Raw genomic sequence first — 19,886 nt, forward strand, 5'->3', positions numbered from 1 at the left:
TACTAGACCTTCCAGTGCAGGGGAAGGTCAAGCGCGGCCACGGAGGGAGACAGTAATGTGGATCGGAGAACTCGCCGAGAGGGCGGGCACTACCGCGAAGACCCTTCGCTTCTACGAGGAACAGGGCCTTCTGCCCCCGACCGAGCGCACGCCGTCCGGATACCGCGACTACGCGCCCGAGACGGTCGCTCGGATCGACTTCATCCACCGCGGCCAGGCCGCGGGCCTCACCCTCGCCCAGATCCGCCAGATCCTCGACATCCGCGACGGCGGCCATGCGCCCTGCGAGCACGTGCGCGACCTGCTTGACGTGCGCCTCGCTGAGATCGAGCAGCAGATCGCGCAGCTCTCCGTGCTGCGCGACACTATCGCGGACCTTAGCCAGGACGCCGCGCACCCGGATCCTGAAACGTGCAGCACCGATCAAGTGTGTAGGTACTTGTAGACGGCGGGAGTCAATGACTCAAACGCTACAACCCCGATATGCGCTAGCGCATGTCGATGCCGCCGGTGCCCACCTCGATGATTTTGGTGGTGGCCGCGATAGCACACAGCAGCGGCATCGGGGCGGAGGCCTGCAGCGCGAAGTGGTGGACTCGGAAGGACGCGTTGTTCACGCCGATTTCGTCCGCAGCCTGGGTGATCTCCAGACGAGTCTTGGCGATCTTTTCCGCAGATGGCCCGCACTAGCTGCCGAAGGCGTAATGCCCGAAGCTTAAGAAGCCGAACGCTTTCATTGGATAACACTCCTTTTGATGGTGTTAACGAGAGGGAGTAACTTTGCAACGACATACCGTGGAGTTCAAATTTAACGTGTAGCGTTATTGACGCTTCGCGTTATGGGGGATAGGGTGAAGCATGATCCAGTCGTTCGCTGACAAGGACACTGAGCGTCTGTGGAATCGAGAGCGGGTTCGCTCGATCGATTCCCGCATTCACTCAGTAGCGCTGCGCAAGCTTCGCCAGCTTGGGTACGCGCAGACTCTTGATGAGTTACGGATTCCCCCGGGAAACCGACTCGAGGCGTTAAAAGGTGATCGGCGGGGTCAGTTCAGCATACGAATCAACGACCAGTGGCGGATCTGTTTTCGGTGGTCCGCCGCGGGGCCAGAGGAGGTTGAGATCGTTGACTACCACTGACAAGCTCCCTCCGGTTCACCCCGGTGAGATCCTCATGGAGGACTTTCTCAAGGAAATGGGGATCACCCAGCACACGCTCGCCGTCTCCATCGGCGTTCCGCCCCGCCGGATCAACGAAATTGTTCACGGTAAGCGCGCTGTAACCGCGGACACTGCTCTTCGTCTAGCGAAGTTTTTCGAGATGAGCCCCCAGTTCTGGCTCGGGTTGCAGACCCAGTACGACCTGGATGTGGCAGAAGACAAAATCCTCGCCGAGATCGAGCGAATTCAGCCGGTTCACGCTGTCTCGGCGTAGCGGTTACCCGAACCAGGTCCGTCAGCGTGAGGATATGCACGCGGATGATTCGAACTAGGGAATTTGGGGCCGCCGTCGCGTGGACTTGAGTTCCGAGCGCCGCTTTTTCGCTTCGAGACGGCGTCGCACCGAGCCGCGCGTCGGCTTCGTCTTCCGCCGCGGGGGAGGCGGCGGGGCGAGCGTCTCCCGCAATAGGGTGGCCATGCGCTCGCGCGCCTCAGCACGGTTGCGGACCTGAGACCGCTGCGTCGACGCGCTCACGGTGAGCACCGTGCCGTCCAGGCGGTGTTCTAGGTTGCGCAGGGCGCGGCGGCGTTGGGCGTCGGAAAGCGATGCGCATTCCGCGATATCGATGGAGAGCTGCACTTTGCTGTCCGTCGTGTTGACGCCCTGGCCGCCCGGGCCCGACGCCTTCGCGAACCGCTCCGTCAGATCCGCGGCGGCGATGACGAGGCCGCCGGGGATGCCCGGGCCGGGTGCGATGGTCAGGTCGTTCATACCGCCCACCTTACGTATGCAGGTCGTATGCGCTGAACCCATGGGACGGGGGCGGTAGAGCGGGAGCCCGTCGCAAAGCAAGTGCGTTAGCGTCGCGGCAGCAAGACCTCGGGGTACTTGCGCACGTAGCCGACCGCGATGACGACGAGCGCCGCGAATGCGCCGATGACGGTCTCTGCGGTGCGGGCGAGCAGCATCGGCCAGACGGGGGAGGCCTCGACCGTCTGCACCATCAGCAGGGCGGTCGGGGTGATGAAGCTGGTGGCGATGGTGTAATTGCGGGTTACGTACATCTCGGTGAGGTACTGCAGAATCACAATCCACACGACGATCTGCCAGCCCTGCATCGGGTGGGACAGCAAAAAGCCGGCTACCGCGATGCCGGTGAGGGTGCCCAGGACGCGCTCGATGGCGCGGTAGTACTGCAGTTTGAACCGGGAGTTAACCAGCGGCGCGACGGCGGCGACCATGGCCCAGTAGGAGTGGGTGAGGGGGTCGGAAATCGTCACGGAGATCAACCCCAGGATGCCGGCGAGCAGCGGGGAGAAAAAGAAGCGGCTGGCTTCGACCCGCAGGCGCCGCCACGGCACCCGCCCCGCCTCGGGCGCCCGGGAGGGGCGCTCCGGTTCCTTCGCGTCGCCGCCTGGCCCCTCGCCGATGAGGTGGGAGATCTGGCCGAGCGCCAGGCACAAAAGAGCGGCGGCACCGGCGATCGCGAAGGCGAGCGCCGGATGGACCGGATTGTTTAACGAACCGACCGCCGCGACGGAGAAGATCGCAAACACCGACCCGGTCGGCTTCATGTCCGCGGCCAGCGCGATAGTCGCCCACACCGCCGACACCAGTGAGGTGACCAGCATCAACGCCCACGGGCTAAGATCCAGCCACGCCATGATGGCGCCCACAGTCACCGACGTCGTCAGGGCGATGCCTGCAAGGACGTGGTGCTTCAGCCGCACTTGGCGGGTCATGTGTCTGCCGTACACGCCCGTGAACGCGCCGAAGTTCGCGTAGATGGCCAGATCCATGCGACCCAGCGCGAGCAGGGTGAACATCGGGATGGCCACGCCGAGCGCGACGCGTAAGGCGGGGATGTGGTCGCGCCGGGCAGGACCCATCTCAAACAGCGGGCTGAAGTGGTGCAACAGGGAACCCCCATACGCGATCCGTGCTCGATTGTGGTTTTCCGCGGGCAGAGTCTAGCGCGGGCGCCGCGCCGGGGCTGATCGACCCGTGCACATATCAACAGACAGACATATGATGGCCCGGTTGTTGTAACCGTGAGAAGGAGTTTCGTCACAGTGTCACACGCGGGGGATTACGCGTTCGCGTCAAGAAACCAACCCAACTACGCCTGGTGGAGGCCGCTCGCCGAAATCGTCGCGGTCGCCGTGCTCACCGTCGCGTTCGTCGCGGTGATTGGTGTTTCCCTTGAAGTCGCGGGGGTGGATACGACGAGCGGCGCGGCGGACAAGTACTTCGGGTACGGCTCCGTGGTGGTGGAGATCCTGGCGGTGCTCGTCGCAGTCCGGTTCATCGGGCGCAGGCCGGCTGCGTCGGTGTTCACAGCGCGAACAGGAACGAAACCTTGGGTGCCGTTCGCCGCGTACGCGTTGGCGTTTGTGGTCATCGCCGCCGTCATGGGCGTGGTCGGCGTGGTCGGCTACGGCGCGTCCTGGGACCAAATTATCGGAGATATTCGGAGCGATTTTCCGTTAGAGCTCGTCGCTATTGTGCTCGCCGCGCTCGCGGAGGAGATGGCGTTTCGCGGCGTGTTCTTCCAAGCGTTTACGGCGTGGACCAAGCACCCGGCCGTGGGCGCGGCGCTCGCCGCAATCCCGTTCGTGGCGGTGCACCCGCAGGCGTACGGCTCCCCGGCCCCCTTCGCCCATTATTTCCTTGACGCGCTGCTCTACGCGCTTTTGGTGTGGACGTTCAACAGCCTCTGGGTCGCGGTTGCGGTGCACGCGGCGTGGAACACCTTCGGCTCGGTCCAAGCCCTGGGAATCCCGAATTCGGCTGCGAGCGTCGTGGCGGCATTGGCGGCTGCTGCGGCGGCTTCCGCCGTGGTGATTGCAGTGCTACCCCGCGCCGCGTCGGGTCACACGCGGGCACCTGCCCAGCATGGCGCCGACCGCTAGCCTCACATCTTGTGCTTGAGGTATTACACGTATTCACCCGCCTTGGCCTAACGTCGTTTGGCGGACCGACGGCGCATTTGGGGTACTTCCGTGAGGAATTCGTCGAGAGGCGAAAGTGACTCTCAGACGACGAGTACGCGCACCTCGTCGCGTTATGTCAGTTCATGTTGGGCCCCGCGTCGAGCCAGGTCGGCATGGCAATCGGCCTGAAGCGTGCGGGAGACGGTGGCACGTTCGCGGCGTTTGTGGGTTTCACGCTGCCGAGCGTGGTACTCATGGTCGCGTTCGCGCTCGGGGTGGCGCGCCTCGGCGACATCTCGGACGCCGGCTGGCTCGCGGGGTTCAAGGCGGCGGCGGTCGCAGTCGTCGCGCAGGCGTCGTGCTCGCCGCCTTCCTTATCGTGCTACTCGTGCCGCACCCCGCGGCCCAGGTCGGTACGATCGTTGCGGGCATGCTCGTGGCCACCTTCGCACTTTCGCCTATCGACGCCCCTTCGGCCCCCAGTCGCCCCCCGCCTGGGAGATGGACATTACTCAGCACAAGCTCGCTGTTTCTATCGGCGTTCTCCCTCGCAGGATTAATAAGATTGTTCACGGAAATCGTGCGATTGCTGCTGACACTGCTGACCTTTCAATCGCGGGCATGAGTGCGAGCGAGGGACTCACAGTCGATCCAGCTTGCTGGCCCGCTGGATAAGGGTAAGCTCGTGGAATTGAAAGCGTGCATGGCTGAACAACTGCGAGATGGTGGCATGCGCGTGAAACCGACCACTCTCGATGGGGAGGTCGCGGAGACATAACTGGGGTGGGCATTTGCCCTAAGCGACACTGAGCGGCGCTTCCGGGAGATTATGGAGGGATAATCGATTGGCTGAGCATCACACGGCCATCGTCGTCGGTGGTGGCCAGTCCGGCCTAGCTACGGCATACTACCTGCGGCGCTTCAAAGTGGAGTTCTTGGTCCTAGACAACCAAGACGAACCCGGCGGAGCGTGGTTGCACGCGTGGCCTTCACTGACGCTTTTCTCCGCCGCGGAGTTCTCCAATCTGCCCGGCTGGCCTATGCCGCAGTACCCGGGGTACCCGCCGGCACGCCATGTCATCGACTATCTGGAAAGCTACGAACGACGGTACGACCTCCCGGTTAGGCGCCCAGTGCACGTTCGCAGCATGTCCCATGAGGGAGGGATGTTCGACCTAGATTCGACCGCCGGTCAATTCACGGCGGAACACGTTGTCGCGGCCACAGGCACGTGGTCCGCGCCCTTCGTGCCCCACTATCCCGGCACCTTCCGCGGACGCCAGTGGCACTCGTCGAACTACCCCGGTCCCGAACCATTCCGCGGCGCGAAGGTCGCGGTAGTCGGTGGGGCGAACTCGGGTGCCCAGATCGCCGCGGACCTCATCGGAACGTCGGAGGTCACATGGTTCACACTTGAACGGCCGCGCTGGATGCCTGATGATGTCGATGGCCGCGATCTCTTTCTCCGCAGCCGCCGCCGGATTCTCGGCGGCGATTCCGGCCCGAACCTGGGCGACATTGTCGCGCTTCCTCATCTACGTGAGCTCCGCAACTCCGGTCAGCTCACTGCTACCCCCATCTTCGATAGCTTGAGTGAGCTCGACCACGACCACCTGATCTGGTGCACTGGTTTCCGTTCGGCCCTCGGCCCATTCCGCCACCTCATGCGTGGCCGCGAAACCGCGGTGAAGAATCTGCATCTCGTCGGCTACGGCAACTGGACCGGCGAGGGCTCGGCAACTCTAATGGGTGTGGGGCCCTTTGCCAAACACACTGCCCAGGTAGTCGCAGGTCGTGTCGATGAAGCTCGGCAGGACTCCGAATGAATGTCCGCGGTATCAAGGCCGCTGAACTATTCAAGTTGCGGGACGGAAAGAGTTTTGCAATGACGCTTGGTCCCTGAGCAGTTCGATCCTTCCAAGATCCGCGTTGGAGACCCGGAGCGCTCGGAGGCCCTTGACCAGCTGGGGGGACGTGCCGGGCGGTGGATCGCCCACAGCTCCCGTGCCCGCACGCATCGAGAAGGGCCAGGTGGCCGAGTACGAACCTGACGTGCCTGGTCCAAGGTGTGTCCGCTCGGCGTGTGGTTTAACCCCTATAAGACTTGCCGATCACAGCATCAGCGCTTCGCTTGCGCAGCCCTTAGGCCGTTCAAGATCACGATGACTTCGGCGACCTCGTGAACCAACACGACGGCGGCCAGGCCCAGCACGCCGCTGATCGCCAGCGGCATCAACACGATGATAATGGCCAGAGACAGCACGATGTTCTGGTTGATGATCCTGCTGCCTCGGCGGGCGTGCTGCAGCGCCTGCGGGATCAGCCGGAGGTCGTGGCCGGTGAAGGCGACGTCAGCGGACTCGATCGCGGCGTCAGAGCCGGTCGCTCCCATCGCGATGCCCACCGTTGCGCCCGCCAGTGCCGGAGCGTCGTTGATGCCGTCGCCGATCATCGCCGTCGGCGTCTTGGAGGAGAGTTCGGCGACGATGCTTGCCTTGTCCTCTGGGCGCAGCTCGGCGCGCACGTCGTCGATCCCGGCGATTTCAGCCAGCGCCCGGGCGGTGCGAGTGTTGTCACCGGTGAGCATGCTTACTTCCACGTCGTTGGCGTGCAGGGCCTGCACGGCTTCGGGCACCTCGGGCCGCAACTCGTCGCGGACCCCGATCGCCCCAGCGAGAGCGTCATCGACGGTGACTAGGACGCAGGTCTGGCCCTCGGACTCCATGCGCTCAACGTCCGCTTTCAGTGGCCCGGCGTCGATCCATCGGGGGCTGCCCACCAGCACCCGTCGGCCTTCGACGGTGCCGCCGATGCCATGCCCGGCTTCCTCGCTGATGTCCGAGGCGGTGGGCGCTTCAGGCCCCGCTGCCGCGATCGCCGCGGCGAGGGGGTGCGTCGATTGCTGCTCAACTGCCGCCGCGAAGGAAAGCACCTGCGCCCGATCGAATCCGTCTGTCGGGACCACCCCGGTAACCTCAGGCTGGTTGCGAGTAAGGGTTCCGGTCTTGTCCACTGCCAAGTGACGGATACCGCCGAGTCGCTCGAACGCCGCGCCGGACTTGATGACCACTCCGAACTGGCTGGCCGCGCCGATCGCGGCCACGACCGTCAGCGGCACGGAGATTGCCAGCGCGCACGGCGACGCTGCGACCAGAACCACTAACGCACGGGTGATCCACGTCTCTGGGTCGCCCAGCAGCGAGCCGATCACGCCGACCAGCACCGCCAGGATCATCACCCCGGGCACTAGGGGTTGGGCAATCCGGTCGGCGATCCGGGCGCGGTCGCCCTTTTCCGCCTGCGCCTGCTCGACCAGATCCACGAGTGTGGTCAGCGAGTTGTCTGTTCCAGCTGCGGTCGTTTCGACCTCCAGCACACCGGCGGAGTTGATCGCTCCCGCGGGGACCTCGTCGCCGGGCGCGACCTCCTCCGGAATGGATTCTCCGGTGATCGCTGAGGTGTCAAGGCTGGAGCGCCCAGACCGAATGATGCCGTCCGTGGCGATCCGCTCCCCGGGGCGCACGAGCATCAGCTCGCCAGCCACGAGGGCCTTCGCTGCGACCTCGACCGCCGTGCCGTCGCGTAGCACCGTCGCGGTCTGCGGTACCAACTTCAACAGTGCCCGCAGTCCGCCCTGGGCCCGGTCCATCGCCTTGTCTTCCAGCGCCTCGGCGATCGAGTATAGGAACGCTAGCGCCGCGGCCTCTCCGACGAAGCCGAGGATCACCGCGCCGACCGCGCTGATCGTCATCAGCAGGCCAATGCCGAGCTTGCGCTTCGTGACAAGGTTCCGGATCGCTCCAGGCGCGAACGTGTATGCGCCTAGCAGCAGGCTGACCCAGAACAGTCCTGTCGCGGGTGTCTCCAGCCCGGACCAGCCCAGTGCCAGGCCTATGCAGAGGGCTACGCCGGAGAAGATCGGCAGTAGCAACTCGGGGTCCTTCCACCATGGTCGATCGAGATCTTCGATCTCCGTGGCTGGTTCGTGTTCGCATCCACAAGCCGAGCTCATGCGTCCGCCCCCTTCTCGCCGCAGCCGGGCACCGAGCACTCAGGGTCGATGCACGGGGCGTTTTCGTCGACAGCCAACGTCGCGTTCACCAGCGCGTCGAGCGCTGCCGCGAGGTGCGGATCGGCGATTTCGTAGCGAGTCTTGCGGCCCTCTGGCTCGGCGACGATGATGCCGCAGTCGCGCAAGCAGGTCAGGTGGTTCGAGACGTTCGAGCGGGTCAGGTCCAGGTCGCGCGCAAGCACGGCTGGGTAGCTCGGGCCGTCGAGTAGGGTCATCAGGATTCGGGAGCGCGTCGGATCCGCCATGGCCCGGCCGAGCCGGTTCATGACGTCGAGGCGTGAAGCAATAGTCAGCATGTGCTGAACTATACAGTATTCACTGAACGATTCAATACGTACTGAACTGACATTGAAGCGAAGAGCTTGCGACCTGCAGAAATTAGTCGATGGGGTAGCCGGTAACTGGGCTTTCGCGGTTCGGCTGCCAACCCAACGCGGGGGCGACATGGGTGGCGAAGTTGCCCAAGATCTTCACGTTGACGTCCACGCCCATGCCGGTGGGGATGGTGTTGAACAGGGGGTCGGCGGACATGACGGCGGGGTCGGCTTTGAGCTGCTAATGAGCTTGTCGGGCTCGGCGGCGTAGGTGCGGCCGAAAGTGGTGGAGCCGACATCAGGCAGCGCGCCTACTTGGTCGGAACCGGAGGCCTGCGGGCCGAACATCTGCATGTCCGCGCCGTCGACGATGGGAAAGATGGAGCGGGACACCGACACGCGCGGCGTCCAGGCGTGGCCCGCCTCCTTCCACGCGGCGCGGTAGCGGCCGATCTGATCCGCCTGGATTTCGCCCAGAGTCTCGGCGGTGGTCTCGGACACCAGGGTGGAGGACATCAGGTTCAGCCCGTCCTTCGCGGTCTGCTCCGCAGACGCGTGGGTGCCCGAGCCGTAGAAAATGTGCTTGCGCAGCTCGGGTGCCATGGGGAAGACGGGCAGGGCGGAGCCGGGCTGGAACATGTTGGGGGTACTGACGCTCCAGCGGTGCGGCGGTGGCGAACCCGTTGCCGTCGACAGCGCCCATGAAGGTCTCGAGATGGGAGCGCGCCACGTCCGCGCCGTTGGGGGCCTCGCCCTTGTAGCCGAAGGCCTCCCAGCCGCGCTCGGCAACCTCGGGGGCACCGCGGGAAACGCCCAAGGCCACACGCCCGCCGGAGAGCTGATACAGGGAGGCGGCTTCTTCGGCGAGGTAGAGCGGGTTTTCGTAGCGCATGTCGATGACGCCGGTGCCCACCTCAATGTTTTTGGTGGTGGCGGCGACAGCACCAAGCAGCGGCATCGGGGCGGAGGCCTGCGGCACGAAGTGGTGGACGCGGAAGGAGGCATTGTTTACTCCGATCTCGTCCGCAGCCTGGGCGATCTCCAGGTGGATCTTGGCGATCTTTTCTGCAGACGGCCCGCGCTGACCTCCGAAGGCATACTGTCCGAAGCTTAAGAATCCAAACGCTTTCATCGGATAACACTACCTTTAATGACGTATCAACAACCAGGGTAATGCCTCGCATGAGGATTGTCACGGCTGGCGGCGGGTTGAAGAGTGCCGGGTTTTAGGAGCGGACGAGGCGGGCGATAGCGTCGGCAGCTTCGACGAGTTTTTCTTCGGCTGCTGGCCCGTCGGTTTGAGCCGCACGGACGACGCAGTGGCGCATATGGTCATCGAGCAGGCTCAGCGCGACATTGTTCAGAGCTGAGGTGATGGAGCTGATTTGGGTGAGGATATCGATGCAATACTTCTCTTCATCGATCATGCGATGAATCCCGCGGGCTTGGCCTTCAATGCGTTTCAACCGGGCCAGGTAGCGGTCTTTGTCACTGATATAGCCGTGGTCAGCGGAATCAGCATGCGGGGTATTGGTCATGGGCCTGCTTTCTTCGTGCATCAGAGTTGTCACAGCAGTGTCTCATGTTAGGCGTCCACGGTTTCGGGTGTCCGGCCCAGGGACCTGGCAGCACTGGCAGCTGGGGTTAGATCCAAGCGGCGCAGCAGCTGGGCGTTGAGGGCTACTACCACGGTGGAGGCCGACATCAGGATTGCACCCACGCTCATCGGCAGCACGAACCCGATCGGAGCCAGCACTCCAGCGGCCAAGGGGACGGCTGCGATGTTGTAGCCAGCCGCCCACCACAGGTTCTGCTTCATTTTCCGGTAAGTGGCCTCGGAGAGCTCATACACGGATAAGACCGAGCGGGGATCCGAGGAGGCCAGGATGACCCCGGCCGAGCTGATGGCCACATCGGTGCCGGCACCAATAGCAATGCCCACATCGGCCTGAGCCAAAGCTGGGGCGTCGTTGACCCCATCACCGACCATGGCCACTTTACGGCCCTCGGCCTGGAGTTCGGCGACCTTGGCGGATTTATCTTCGGGTCGGACCCCAGCAAAGACCCGGTCAATACCCAGCTCTTTGGCCACGGTCTCGGCCACGGCTTGGGCATCGCCGGTGATCATCACGACTTGGACCCCGTTGGCATGCAGGGCATCCACGGTGTCACGGGATTCTGGTCGGATTTCATCAGCTAGACGCAGCGCGCCGATAACCTGGCCATCGGCCAGCACGTGAAGAATGATCGCGCCTTCTTCGCGCCACTGCTCAGCAATGCCTAACTCATCTTGGGAGTGATGGTCTAACAGGTAGGGGCCCCCGACTTCAATGGCCGTGTCATTGACCGTGGCTTTGACGCCCACAGCCGGGGAAGAGGAAAAATCAGTGGCGCCTGGCACATCGAGTTTCCGAGCGCGGGCAGCGCCGACAATGGCCTGCGCTAAGGGGTGTTCACTATCGGCTTCAGCAGCAGCGGCCAACGCTAACACCTCATCTTTGGTCCGATCACCGACGGGGTGGATCCCGGTGACGGTGGGTTCACCTTTGGTCAGCGTGCCGGTTTTATCGAACAGCACTGAATCCACGGTGCGCATCGACTCCAGCGCCAAGCGATCTTTGATCAGCACCCCGCCACGAGCTGCACGCTCGGTGGCAATCGATACCACCAATGGAATGGCGAGACCCAAGGCATGAGGACAAGCAATGACGAGCACCGTAATGGTGCGTACTACGGCGGTGTCGGGCATGCCCAGCATGGACCACGCCAGCGCGGTAATTACCGCAGCCCCGAAGGCGAACCAGAACAACCAGCCGGCGGCGGTATCGGCGATGCGTTGGGCTTTGGAGGAGGAGGCTTGGGCATCGGCGACCAGTTTCTGGATACCCGCCAGTGCGGTGTCATCTCCAGTGGCGGTGACTTTGACCCGCAGCCCGGAATCTGTGGCGACAGTGCCGGCCACGACGTGGTCGTTCAGACCGCGTCGAACGGTTTTGGATTCCCCGGTGACCATGGATTCATCCATGGACGCACTACCATCGATGATCTGACCATCGGCTGGGACCGCAGCCCCTGGCCGGACAATGACGACATCCCCAACGACCAGCTCCGCCGGCGTGACGGTGACGACATCATCGCCGTCGACCTTTTCGGCTTCATCCGGAAGCAAGGCGGCCAGCGAGTCTAAGGCGGAGGAGGTTTGGGCCAGGGAGCGCATTTCAATCCAGTGGCCTAACAACATAATGACCACCAGTAGGGCCAGTTCCCACCAGAAGTTCAGCTCGTGATCCAGGATGCCCAGGGTCGCCCCCCAGGAGGCGACGAAGGCCACCGTGATGGCTAACCCGATAAGCAGCATCATGCCCGGTTGCCGGGACCGGATCTCGGAGACTGCCCCAGTCAGGAATGGCCGGCCGCCCCAGAAATAAATGACCGTACCCAGGATCGGCGATACCCACCACACCCACGCCGCGTCAGGTAACTGATAGCTCAAAAGGTCCGCGAACATCGGATCGAACGCGACCACTGGAATACCCAGCACCAACATGATCCAAAATAACCGCCGGAATTGTCCGACATGATCCCCGTGGCCCCCGTGGCCATGTCCGGCATGGCCTCCGTGCATCTCGTGGCCGGAATGGTGCTGGCCTTCCTGGCCGTGCCCACCTGGGGCGTGTTCGTGATGCTCATTCCCGTCGTGGCCCATGGCGCGATCTTGACTTGATTGATGATCCCCATGGTGGACGGCGGTTTCAGTAGCACGCTCCTGTTGATGCGCAGTGTGGTGTGTCGGGTGATGGTGGTCGCGATCAACCATGCCAGATTCCTTTCCGTGGAGGTGATCATGGATTGTTTTCGTACCCGGAGAACCTGCGAAACCCATGGACCGTGTAGCGCCTCGCGAGAGCCTGCGGGCCCTTCAGGTCGTTGGGCTAGGTGGCAGTTTCAAACCGATCATTCGCTCCCCTTCTACCTTATACCCCTATAGGGTATAACTCAATGGATTGAAACATTCAGCGATGCGTTGCACGACAGGAGTACAAATGAACAAGCTGACCAAGATAACTCGACTTGCTCTCGTCGCAGCATTGGGCACTTTGGCCCTGACCAGCTGTGCCGAACCCGGCGACGACGAGACTGCCCCAGAATCCGCGCCCACCCCAGACCAGGTGCAGACCGATACCCCCAAACAGCGCGCACGGCGACCAGGGCCACCAGCGCACGGGTGATCCACGTCTCTGGGTCGCCCAGCAGCGAGCCGACCACAAAACCCAGCAACGGTTCTGCGAGCAATGTGGTGAACCCGCAGGAGCCGACTCAGTTAACACGATCAGCACGGAAGGGGGAGACGTGCACGGTAGCGTCTACCAGGCGGGTCGGGATTGTCGTCGTCAACCAGCCGCCAACAATCCCTCCTGAGTGCATCGTCAAAGGCCCGAACTAGGGGATCTGCGGCCGTCGCCGCATCGACTTGAGCTCTGAACGCCGCTTCTTCGCTTCGCGGTGTCGCCGCACCGAGCCCTGCGTCGGTTTGGTTTTGCGGCGCGGGGGAGGGGGTGGGACGAGCGCCTCGCGCAACAGCGCGGCCATGCGCTCGCGGGCTTCGGCGCGGTTGCGGGCCTGCGACCGCTGGGTCGACGCGGCCACGGTGAGGACGGTGCCGTCCAAGCGGTGCTCGAGGTTGCGTAGGATGCGGCGACGTTGGGCGTCGGAAAGCGATGTGCACGCAGCGACATCGAGGGAGAGCTGCACCTTGCTGTCCGTGGTATTGACGCCCTGACCACCCGGCCCCGACGACTTCGAGAACCGTTCCGTCAGGTCGGCGGCGGCGATGACCACACCACCGGGGACCCCCGGGCCGGGCGCAATGGTCAGATCTTTCACGCTGCCCACCCTACAAGCGGATACTCACAGCTTTGGTATAGGCTCGGTGCTGGTGTGGGAGCTAGCCGCGCTCGGGGTAGCACACGAGGAGGTCGTCGCCGATGACGGCGCCGTCGTTGAGCGTGGCCTTGCTCACCTTAGCCCCATCAGCACCCATCCCCATGATGTGCTCAACTTCGTCGCCGTGGGCGAGGAGGTGGTCGGCGATGATGCGTCGGTGGCAGCGCCACCACACCGCCTCGGAGCACATGATCGCTGTGGGGGTTTCGGTGGCGCTCGCCCGTAACTGCGTGAGCGCGTCTGAGAACTCCTCGCCAAGCGCATGGTCGGCGTAATTGTGGAAGCTGCGGTTACGCCAGTTGCCGTTGACCTCAAACGGTACGGAGTGAGACACGTTGCGCCGCCCGGTCAGGCCCTCGCTTCTGCTGTAAGTGATGCCGTGCGTGGGAAGGTGTTCGGCGAGGTGGTCGTCGTTGAACCACGGGTACTTCCTGGACCCGGGCAGCTTGCGCACATCCACGATGGATTCCACACCGGCAGCCCTAATCATCTCGGTAAAGTCCTCGAACTCGAGGTTGGAGTGGCCCACAGTGAAAATGCGCATGCCTACAACGCTACGCGCGAGGCCGTCGCACCCGCATCAGTGTCCGAGTGAAGCAAGCTAGGCTTCGGGGTTGCCTACGCAGAACTCGTTGCCTTCCGGATCCTGCATGACTGTCCATACGAGCCCCGGCGCCTCGTGGGTGCCCAGTTCGGTGGCGCCCAAACCCTTGAGACGCTCCACTAGAGTCTCGCGTTCAACGCCGCCGCCATCGATATGCATGCGGTTTTTCCCAGGCGTGGGATCCTCAACGCGCTGAAACCCCAGAGCCGGAGTGGAATCGACCATGACGAAGTCACCGTAGTCGGCAGAGATCCCGCAGCCAGTTGCAGCTGACCAGAACTCGGCGAGCTTAGAAGGATCGTGGCAGTCGAACGTGATTTGGCGGATACCGAAGGTGATGTCACTCATGGTCCCCATTGTGGGCGCGGGGCAGCGCACCTGCAATAATCCGGGGCGTTGGATGGGGTTTTCTTCATCCAGGGGAGATCTGAAAAGCGCACCCCGAGGTAGCTGCTGCGACGGAATCCTCGGGCTTGATGCCGTGTTTGGTGGCGCTCCGACGAACCTCCATCTTCAAATTGCGTTTTTCAAGGCTTTACGAATCGCCTCTGACCTGGACCATCCGTGGGCAGCGGCATATCTATCAAGCTCAGAAATCTCGCCGGGTGAGAGCCGAATGGAGACAACTTTTGCAGCATCTTCATCCCGAGGTTTTCTTCCCCGGCGACGCAGGGTCTCCACGTCGTAACCCTTTTCGGCTTCGGTTACCCAGCTATCGATTTGCCCTTCGTTGACCGGTTGGCCGTTGATTGTTTTCATGCCGCTAATCGTAATACGGAAAGCATATACGCCGCTAGATTGAGGTAGCTTTCGCTGGAGAGTCAGTGGACTTCAATCTCGACGTTCAGCGCGTTTAAAAGGGCAGTTCATGGACGTTGGATCTAACACTTTTGATCCATAACTTTGAGTGAGTGGATAGAAGAACGTTCGTTCGCGGGGCCTCGATCGGATGATCGACACCTATTTACCATCTCGGTCTTTTCTACGGCGGAAAGGCAAATTCTTTGGAGCTGCAGTATCAGTGTCGGAAACGGGCTCAGATTGAGGAGCATTCAACTCGAGCGTGTTAATTGATGCTTCTCCTCCGGTGTCTCGTTGTGGATCAGTTCGCTCTGCTCGTTTTCTCTCGATCTCGGCGGCCTTCGCTAGAACTCGATCGTCGCTGCGGGTGCGGAACTTCTCCGTCGTTTTCTGTGCGCGTTCTACACCACTTTGCCGGGCACGGTTCGCAGCCTCGATGGTATCTCCAGCCCACGCCACAACCGACTCCCTCCAGCCCTTTGTCTGAAGTTGGTCCTCCGAATCAACCGTGAGCTGTACGTGCTCGGCGAAGGCTCCAATCGCTTCCTCAGCTTTGTTCGCAGCCATCGTGATCTGGTGCGCACGGGAGTGGTAGGACATCCAGACAAGATTGCTCAGAGCTGCAGAGGAGCGAACGGCAGCCCTAATGGCTAGTAAGCGCTGAGTCGTAGCCTCTACCCGTTTGTGACGTGCGTTTTCGATAGCCGCGCGGTGTGCCGCGAGGTGTTGTGGTTCAAACTCACTCACGTGCGCAATCTCTATGACGTAGAGCCGGTCATGTAGGTAAATGGCTCGGGCGAGGATGCCGAGCCAGAACGGAAGCTCGTCGTCAAGCCGGTTGAGTATCGCGGCGACCTTTTTCGAGTCACCCTGGATCTCTTCAAGCTTTCTGGTCACGTCTGCAAGATGTTCGAGTGCGGAGGCCTCGATAGTGCTGAGCGCGCCACCGAATCCATTCACCTTCGACCAAGTGGTCTTCGACACGCTGTTGCTCGAGCGGTACAGTTCATCCGCTTCCTCTATCTCGTATTGAATTCCACCGAGCTGACCAAGGTTTTCGATTTTGCTTTGCCGCAGGAGCTCGTCCAATTTCTCGTCTATAACTTCGAGGTATTCTTTGATCTCTGCCAAAGCCGCCTCTATCGCTGCTTGGGCAGCAAGGGCGCTTCCCGCAGTTGCCACCGCGGGTGAAAGGGTTAAGACATCCTCGATCTCGATTTGTTTGAAAAACTGACCCGAATTGCCCGGCAAATCAAGGTCGCCCCGGCGGAATGCACCTCTGATCGGCCCCTCTGACACGCGCTTTTTCATAAGCTTTGCAGACTCATCGCTGAGCTTGACGTAGCGGCCCGAGTTGGCCTGCATCACACCCACGGCAGAGAACAGGTCGCGTGCGCGGTGCATCACTTGCGGGGAAACTGAAGATGCCGAAATGCCCTTAATGCGGGAAAGTTCGCTGAGAGATTCATCGTCGCCGAATACGATGAGTCCCTCGCCGTCAGAGATGAATTCTAGGTCAGTGCCGCGTCCATTCATGGTGCGAATTGTAGCGGTATGCGGCAGCTGACCAGACCGAATTAGCCCACTCTGTTCAGCGGTGGAGGTGTCACACCCTGCGCGCCATATCCGGGTAGAGGAGCACCACTCCGTCATCGTCAACCTGCAGTTCGACATCGACTCCGCGCGTGCCGCTGGCGTAGCTCACCGTCTGAGAATCAACCGACGCGTAGTACTGGTCGGATGCGATCACCTGGAGCGACGGCATGTCGATCCACGCCATGATGAGTTTCGTTTCCGGTACTGCCGAGCGCAGCAAGCTTAACCGGCGTATCGGCATCGTGTTCGTGAGCGGGCATAGACCGAGGTCGCAATCGAGTGCTTGGGTGAGATCCTCACCCGTGGCGATGCCTGGCGGGGCCATGTCGGCCGGCTGTTGACCGTCCAGCGCAGTTTCGGAGGACCACTTTCCTGTAGCGGACCGGGAGAGGATCAAGCTCCGCTTCCAATCCTCGCCCACAACGGATACGGCAACCCGCTGAGTCGTCCAGTTGTCCCGCGCGTCGAGCTGCCATTCCGCCTTGTAGTCGGAGCCGGTCTGAGTGCCAGTGGCCGCCAGCCCGCCCACTTCGAACCGAACTGTTGCCTCGTTTCGGATGCGGCGATCGCTGACGTGCTCCCACTCATAACTGCGTTCCATGTCGGCGAGTTTAGCCCGCAGCAGGCAGCAGGATCAAGCCCGTCGGGTTGGATCGTAGATGGAGGGGAGGATCAAGGCGGTTCTACATGTTTAATATCGCCCTCCGCGGCGGCACGGTAACGTTTTCCCAGGTGGGATCTTTGCCAACTGACTGAAAGGCGATACTAAAAATCTAGATCCGCCGAGACCCGGGGGGGCGTATGCGGCGGAGCGGAGTCTTCCTAACCTCTAACCGGCGGTGAAGCCGAAAAGCCAAGAATGCTATGTGGCCCCGATGGCACGAAGGGACTGCTGGATCTCGTGGTCTAGGTCGAAGGGCTTCTCTGTGCGGCGTTTGACCCATTTGCCGTTCACTCGTTCCAGTTTCCAAGACGCGCCAATACTCCACGAACGGTGGGTACTCCATTGGACGCTAGTCAAGGGGACGGCTTCGCTATAGTGCCCTCTGCGTCCAGTTCACTGACGGTCCCAGCGCTTGAATCCCGTGGGTGTTTCCGTGAGCGTGATGGTGAACCATTGGCCGTAGAGCAATGAGTCCGGGGCGGATTCGATAACCACGCTGTCCGGGGTGGTGAACACGCGGCAGGGGGTTTCTGCGAGGCGGCGAGACAGTTCTGTCGCCAGGGCGATAACGCCAGGAGTGCCGGTGGTGAAGTGAGGAGGGACGGTACGGGACACCGTTGGGCGTTGGGGAGCCATAGCCCGGTTCTGTGACGTCTTCTGCGAGGTGAAAGAACAGCGCTCCGGCAATAATCACGAGTACGAACACGATAAGAAACCCGACGGCGATGGTCGCATCGATGTTCATGGCCTCATTCTAAACTGCTCAGCGAGGTAGGCTGTGAGGAAACTGAGCAAGGAGGACGAAATGGCGGAGTCGCACGAAGCGCCCAATGTTCGAGTAGGGGATACGGAGCGCTCGACGGCGTTGGACCGGCTCGGGGAGCACTTCGCCAATGGATATCTCACGCCGGCGGAGTTTGAGGAGCGTTCCGGACAGGCTGCGGCTGCGCGCACCCGCGGTGAAATTAGCGCGCTGTTCACAGATTTGCCTGAGGTCAGTGAGGGGCCGGCTCCGGCGCCAGCGCACCGTGACTCTGACGCCGAGTTGGAGAACATGATTGCCCGTAAACGCAAGCTCGACAGCGCTTTGGCGGTGTTGTGGGCAGCGACGATGACCATGTTCTTCTTGGGCATGTTCGTGTTCAGCTGGGACTACTTTTGGGTCGTCTTACCCGTCGCGGGTGTGTTGACAGCGGGTTTGTACACCTTCTACGGGATCAGCGATGAAGACGATGAGGTGCTCGAAGAAATCATGGAAGACGCCAACAAGGAGCGCGCTGAGCGTCTCCGCTTGGCGCACCAGCGGCGCAAAGAGTTGGGGAAGTAGGCCTTAGACCGGCAGTCCGCGGTCGCGTCGCCGCTGCCTGTTTACTAACGCTGCGGCTGTCGCGGCGACGAGCATGACGTTGACCACCCACACCGCGCGCAGGCCGCCGAAGAACGCGCCGACGAACCGTTGCGACATTTTCACCAGCGTGCCCGTCATGTAGGTCAGGGAGATGCTCACTTCGCCGCCGTGCTCGAACGTGGAGTTCATGGCACCCACAGTGAAGGACAGCACATACACCGCGAGCTTATCGACGCCTCCCGCCACCAACCCCGAAGCCACCGTCGACGTGAGACAAATGAACAGGAGGATAGCTTCGCGGGTGCGTGTCGGCGGCAGGTACCGCTGGCCCAGCTGGCTGATCAGTGTTCCGACTGCGACACCGATCAAGAATGTCAGCATGATGCTGCCAGCGATAAGGGCCACGTCCCATTTTCCGGCGTTCACGGCGGCGGTCATGCGCGTGGTGTTTCCTCCGCGAGCTCTAGCGGCGGTTAGACATACGGGTCGAGAATCTGCGAACGGGTGCTCTTCGGGATCAGCACGATCGCAATGGCGGCCGCGACCAGGTACACCGCGCCCTCGACTGTCCAGTTCCAGGGAGTACTCGTTTCCAGTCCCATGCCAATTGCGAGGGTGGAGCCGACATGCATACCTCCGTGAATACCGCAGGCCGCCCACACTGAGCGAAAATGAACCGCGAGAGCCCCGGCGAGCAGTGCGAAAGCAAAAGTGGGGAAAAGGTAGAGGAATCGTTGTGCTATTCCGTCCTGGCCGCCGCTAGAGACCAGGTGGAGGATCGCGAACACTGCCGCAGAGAGCAGGAGGGCAGGAACCGGCCGCATCCGAGCGCTCTGCAACAGGTAACCGCGGAAAAGGAATTCTTCACCGATGCCTTGGGCCACGTAGGCGGTGAGGAATACATCGAGCACCACGACAACCCACGGGTTCGGATTGGCACCGGTGGATTCCGTGGTGGCATGTGTCAATCCAAAGGCATTGGTGAGCCATGCGGAGAACAGGGTGATGAGCGCGGCGAGAAGGGTACCGGCAAGAATGGCCGGAAGCGCGCGGCGGTCAAGCACCAGCCCGGCGGCGCGTGCGGGGCGACCGTCGATGAAGCGGGTGAGCGCCCATGTGAGAAATAGGTAGGTGGCCAACATGATGGTCGTCGCCGCTGCAGTCACAGCCAATGCGGCCCACGGGTTGTCACCGTTCAACGCATTGTTGACTCCGGGTATCAAAGCGAAGGGGACACTAGAGAGCGCGGCCACGAACAGGGCAACGGCGGTCAGCGCGCACCGGGCGATCAGCGGAACCCTTGGACGGGGCCGGGCATCCGGCTCCTGAGTTTGAGGGGCAGTGGTTGAGCGCTCGAGAGAGTGGTCGTCGGGCATGGGCGAGTTCTGTTGAGAGTGCATGCGGTGAGATTAAGACCAGACGAGCCGTCCCCACATCGGGCTGCGGTC

Annotated in this window: 22 protein-coding genes and 4 pseudogenes; 9 read left to right on the top strand and 17 right to left on the bottom strand. The window is 62.2% G+C overall.

Features of this window, described 5'->3' with window-relative positions; genetic code table 11:
• The first annotated feature begins 55 nt into the window (after positions 1–55).
• Positions 56–445 carry a heavy metal-responsive transcriptional regulator gene (locus tag KBX07_RS00080; protein WP_005290994.1) on the top strand — a complete coding sequence of 130 codons (390 nt, stop codon included), beginning with the start codon at positions 56–58 and terminating at the stop codon, positions 443–445.
• Between the two features lie 46 nt (positions 446–491).
• On the opposite strand, the pseudogene KBX07_RS11340 reads toward KBX07_RS00080, so the two are convergent.
• A pseudogene (locus KBX07_RS11340) lies at positions 492–737 on the bottom strand (alkane 1-monooxygenase); the annotation flags it as partial.
• 121 nt (positions 738–858) lie between these two features.
• Here KBX07_RS11340 and KBX07_RS00090 point away from each other — a divergent pair.
• Both KBX07_RS00090 and KBX07_RS00095 read left to right on the top strand, forming a co-directional pair.
• A complete protein-coding gene (locus KBX07_RS00090) occupies positions 859–1,140 on the top strand; it encodes a type II toxin-antitoxin system RelE/ParE family toxin (protein WP_005290974.1) in 282 nt (93 codons plus the stop codon).
• Positions 1,141–1,174: 34 nt separating this feature from the next.
• Entirely contained in the window at positions 1,175–1,435 is a 261-nt protein-coding gene (locus tag KBX07_RS00095) for a HigA family addiction module antitoxin (RefSeq protein WP_256022880.1), read from the top strand.
• A 54-nt stretch (positions 1,436–1,489) separates the two neighbouring features.
• Here the strand turns inward: KBX07_RS00095 and arfB (KBX07_RS00100) are convergent, their stop codons facing one another.
• Both arfB (KBX07_RS00100) and KBX07_RS00105 read right to left on the bottom strand, forming a co-directional pair.
• Positions 1,490–1,933: an alternative ribosome rescue aminoacyl-tRNA hydrolase ArfB gene (arfB, locus tag KBX07_RS00100; protein ID WP_256022882.1), complete on the bottom strand. Its 444-nt coding sequence runs from the start codon at positions 1,931–1,933 to the stop codon at positions 1,490–1,492.
• An 86-nt stretch (positions 1,934–2,019) separates the two neighbouring features.
• Positions 2,020–3,078, bottom strand: coding sequence for an FUSC family protein (locus tag KBX07_RS00105; RefSeq protein WP_256022510.1), 1,059 nt, complete (start codon positions 3,076–3,078; stop codon positions 2,020–2,022).
• A 156-nt stretch (positions 3,079–3,234) separates the two neighbouring features.
• Between KBX07_RS00105 and KBX07_RS11405 the strand changes: the two genes are divergently transcribed.
• The 4 genes and pseudogenes from KBX07_RS11405 (at position 3,235) to KBX07_RS00125 (ending at position 5,921) form a co-directional block, all read left to right on the top strand.
• Positions 3,235–4,074, top strand: a complete 840-nt coding sequence (locus KBX07_RS11405) for a type II CAAX endopeptidase family protein (RefSeq protein WP_256022512.1) — start codon at positions 3,235–3,237, stop codon at positions 4,072–4,074.
• 11 nt (positions 4,075–4,085) lie between these two features.
• A pseudogene (locus tag KBX07_RS11410) lies at positions 4,086–4,655 on the top strand (chromate transporter).
• Positions 4,630–4,698: pseudogene (locus KBX07_RS00120) on the top strand (addiction module antidote protein, HigA family); the annotation flags it as partial. The pseudogenes KBX07_RS11410 and KBX07_RS00120, both read left to right, overlap by 26 nt.
• Positions 4,699–4,940: 242 nt before the next feature.
• Positions 4,941–5,921, top strand: a complete 981-nt coding sequence (locus KBX07_RS00125; RefSeq protein ID WP_256022513.1) for an NAD(P)-binding domain-containing protein — start codon at positions 4,941–4,943, stop codon at positions 5,919–5,921.
• Positions 5,922–6,214: 293 nt separating this feature from the next.
• Here KBX07_RS00125 and KBX07_RS00130 read toward each other — a convergent pair whose 3' ends face one another.
• From KBX07_RS00130 to KBX07_RS00150, 5 genes and pseudogenes are all read right to left on the bottom strand, one after another.
• Entirely contained in the window at positions 6,215–8,107 is a 1,893-nt protein-coding gene (locus KBX07_RS00130; protein ID WP_256019271.1) for a cation-translocating P-type ATPase, read from the bottom strand.
• Positions 8,104–8,463 carry a helix-turn-helix transcriptional regulator gene (locus KBX07_RS00135; protein WP_076600005.1) on the bottom strand — a complete coding sequence of 120 codons (360 nt, stop codon included), beginning with the start codon at positions 8,461–8,463 and terminating at the stop codon, positions 8,104–8,106. Before KBX07_RS00135 ends, KBX07_RS00130 begins: the two co-directional genes overlap by 4 nt.
• Before the next feature lie 82 nt (positions 8,464–8,545).
• Positions 8,546–9,613 (bottom strand): annotated as a pseudogene (locus tag KBX07_RS00140) (LLM class flavin-dependent oxidoreductase).
• A 94-nt stretch (positions 9,614–9,707) separates the two neighbouring features.
• On the bottom strand, positions 9,708–10,040 hold the full coding sequence (locus KBX07_RS00145; protein WP_370687260.1) for a metal-sensitive transcriptional regulator: 333 nt from the start codon (positions 10,038–10,040) through the stop codon (positions 9,708–9,710).
• A gap of 26 nt (positions 10,041–10,066) precedes the next feature.
• Positions 10,067–12,028, bottom strand: coding sequence for a heavy metal translocating P-type ATPase (locus tag KBX07_RS00150; RefSeq protein ID WP_370687254.1), 1,962 nt, complete (start codon positions 12,026–12,028; stop codon positions 10,067–10,069).
• A 30-nt stretch (positions 12,029–12,058) separates the two neighbouring features.
• Here KBX07_RS00150 and KBX07_RS11415 point away from each other — a divergent pair, with 30 nt between their 5' ends.
• Positions 12,059–12,205: a hypothetical protein gene (locus KBX07_RS11415; protein ID WP_256019286.1), complete on the top strand. Its 147-nt coding sequence runs from the start codon at positions 12,059–12,061 to the stop codon at positions 12,203–12,205.
• Positions 12,206–12,921: 716 nt separating this feature from the next.
• Here KBX07_RS11415 and arfB (KBX07_RS00155) read toward each other — a convergent pair.
• The 7 genes from arfB (KBX07_RS00155) to KBX07_RS00185 all read right to left on the bottom strand — a co-directional run bounded on the left by arfB (KBX07_RS00155) (position 12,922) and on the right by KBX07_RS00185 (position 17,726).
• Entirely contained in the window at positions 12,922–13,365 is a 444-nt protein-coding gene (gene arfB, locus KBX07_RS00155) for an alternative ribosome rescue aminoacyl-tRNA hydrolase ArfB (RefSeq protein ID WP_256019268.1), read from the bottom strand.
• Positions 13,366–13,426: 61 nt separating this feature from the next.
• Positions 13,427–13,969: a DUF488 family protein gene (locus KBX07_RS00160; RefSeq protein WP_256022517.1), complete on the bottom strand. Its 543-nt coding sequence runs from the start codon at positions 13,967–13,969 to the stop codon at positions 13,427–13,429.
• A 57-nt stretch (positions 13,970–14,026) separates the two neighbouring features.
• On the bottom strand, positions 14,027–14,377 hold the full coding sequence (locus KBX07_RS00165) for a VOC family protein (RefSeq protein ID WP_255995224.1): 351 nt from the start codon (positions 14,375–14,377) through the stop codon (positions 14,027–14,029).
• 165 nt (positions 14,378–14,542) lie between these two features.
• Complete coding sequence (locus tag KBX07_RS00170; RefSeq protein ID WP_256022519.1) at positions 14,543–14,788, bottom strand: ribbon-helix-helix domain-containing protein; 246 nt, start codon at positions 14,786–14,788, stop codon at positions 14,543–14,545.
• Between the two features lie 201 nt (positions 14,789–14,989).
• Positions 14,990–16,366, bottom strand: coding sequence for a hypothetical protein (locus KBX07_RS00175; protein ID WP_256022520.1), 1,377 nt, complete (start codon positions 16,364–16,366; stop codon positions 14,990–14,992).
• Positions 16,367–16,436: 70 nt separating this feature from the next.
• Positions 16,437–17,027, bottom strand: coding sequence for a putative glycolipid-binding domain-containing protein (locus KBX07_RS00180; protein ID WP_256022522.1), 591 nt, complete (start codon positions 17,025–17,027; stop codon positions 16,437–16,439).
• A gap of 456 nt (positions 17,028–17,483) precedes the next feature.
• Complete coding sequence (locus tag KBX07_RS00185) at positions 17,484–17,726, bottom strand: hypothetical protein (RefSeq protein WP_256022524.1); 243 nt, start codon at positions 17,724–17,726, stop codon at positions 17,484–17,486.
• Positions 17,727–17,895: 169 nt separating this feature from the next.
• On the opposite strand from KBX07_RS00185, the gene KBX07_RS00190 reads away from it, so the two are divergent.
• Positions 17,896–18,417 (top strand): DUF1707 domain-containing protein, encoded by a 522-nt coding sequence (locus KBX07_RS00190; protein ID WP_256019263.1) that lies wholly within the window; start codon positions 17,896–17,898, stop codon positions 18,415–18,417.
• 3 nt (positions 18,418–18,420) lie between these two features.
• Here KBX07_RS00190 and KBX07_RS00195 read toward each other — a convergent pair whose 3' ends face one another.
• Both KBX07_RS00195 and KBX07_RS00200 read right to left on the bottom strand, forming a co-directional pair.
• Positions 18,421–19,017 carry a YoaK family protein gene (locus KBX07_RS00195; RefSeq protein ID WP_256022885.1) on the bottom strand — a complete coding sequence of 199 codons (597 nt, stop codon included), beginning with the start codon at positions 19,015–19,017 and terminating at the stop codon, positions 18,421–18,423.
• Positions 18,912–19,838 (bottom strand): CPBP family intramembrane glutamic endopeptidase, encoded by a 927-nt coding sequence (locus tag KBX07_RS00200; RefSeq protein ID WP_256022525.1) that lies wholly within the window; start codon positions 19,836–19,838, stop codon positions 18,912–18,914. Before KBX07_RS00200 ends, KBX07_RS00195 begins: the two co-directional genes overlap by 106 nt.
• Positions 19,839–19,886: the final 48 nt, after the last annotated feature.

Origin of the sequence: Corynebacterium sp. CCUG 70398 (assembly GCF_024454055.1) — a bacterium.
GTDB classification, from domain to species: domain Bacteria; phylum Actinomycetota; class Actinomycetes; order Mycobacteriales; family Mycobacteriaceae; genus Corynebacterium; species Corynebacterium genitalium.

What these genes read in the sequence shown, in the direction of transcription:
- KBX07_RS00135 (WP_076600005.1), bottom strand. Translation starts at nt 8,463, where the DNA reads ATGCTGACTATTGCTTCACGCCTCGACGTCATGAACCGGCTCGGCCGG.
- KBX07_RS00185 (WP_256022524.1), bottom strand. Translation starts at nt 17,726, where the DNA reads ATGGCTCCCCAACGCCCAACGGTGTCCCGTACCGTCCCTCCTCACTTC.
- KBX07_RS00095 (WP_256022880.1), top strand. Translation starts at nt 1,175, where the DNA reads ATGGAGGACTTTCTCAAGGAAATGGGGATCACCCAGCACACGCTCGCC.
- KBX07_RS00175 (WP_256022520.1), bottom strand. Translation starts at nt 16,366, where the DNA reads ATGAATGGACGCGGCACTGACCTAGAATTCATCTCTGACGGCGAGGGA.
- KBX07_RS11415 (WP_256019286.1), top strand. Translation starts at nt 12,059, where the DNA reads ATGATCCCCGTGGCCCCCGTGGCCATGTCCGGCATGGCCTCCGTGCAT.
- KBX07_RS00200 (WP_256022525.1), bottom strand. Translation starts at nt 19,838, where the DNA reads ATGCACTCTCAACAGAACTCGCCCATGCCCGACGACCACTCTCTCGAG.
- KBX07_RS00080 (WP_005290994.1), top strand. Translation starts at nt 56, where the DNA reads ATGTGGATCGGAGAACTCGCCGAGAGGGCGGGCACTACCGCGAAGACC.
- KBX07_RS00170 (WP_256022519.1), bottom strand. Translation starts at nt 14,788, where the DNA reads ATGAAAACAATCAACGGCCAACCGGTCAACGAAGGGCAAATCGATAGC.
- KBX07_RS00150 (WP_370687254.1), bottom strand. Translation starts at nt 12,028, where the DNA reads ATGTTGGTGCTGGGTATTCCAGTGGTCGCGTTCGATCCGATGTTCGCG.
- KBX07_RS00180 (WP_256022522.1), bottom strand. Translation starts at nt 17,027, where the DNA reads ATGGAACGCAGTTATGAGTGGGAGCACGTCAGCGATCGCCGCATCCGA.
- arfB (WP_256022882.1), bottom strand. Translation starts at nt 1,933, where the DNA reads ATGAACGACCTGACCATCGCACCCGGCCCGGGCATCCCCGGCGGCCTC.
- KBX07_RS00130 (WP_256019271.1), bottom strand. Translation starts at nt 8,107, where the DNA reads ATGAGCTCGGCTTGTGGATGCGAACACGAACCAGCCACGGAGATCGAA.
- KBX07_RS00160 (WP_256022517.1), bottom strand. Translation starts at nt 13,969, where the DNA reads ATGCGCATTTTCACTGTGGGCCACTCCAACCTCGAGTTCGAGGACTTT.
- KBX07_RS00190 (WP_256019263.1), top strand. Translation starts at nt 17,896, where the DNA reads ATGGCGGAGTCGCACGAAGCGCCCAATGTTCGAGTAGGGGATACGGAG.
- KBX07_RS00145 (WP_370687260.1), bottom strand. Translation starts at nt 10,040, where the DNA reads ATGCACGAAGAAAGCAGGCCCATGACCAATACCCCGCATGCTGATTCC.
- KBX07_RS00090 (WP_005290974.1), top strand. Translation starts at nt 859, where the DNA reads ATGATCCAGTCGTTCGCTGACAAGGACACTGAGCGTCTGTGGAATCGA.
- KBX07_RS00165 (WP_255995224.1), bottom strand. Translation starts at nt 14,377, where the DNA reads ATGAGTGACATCACCTTCGGTATCCGCCAAATCACGTTCGACTGCCAC.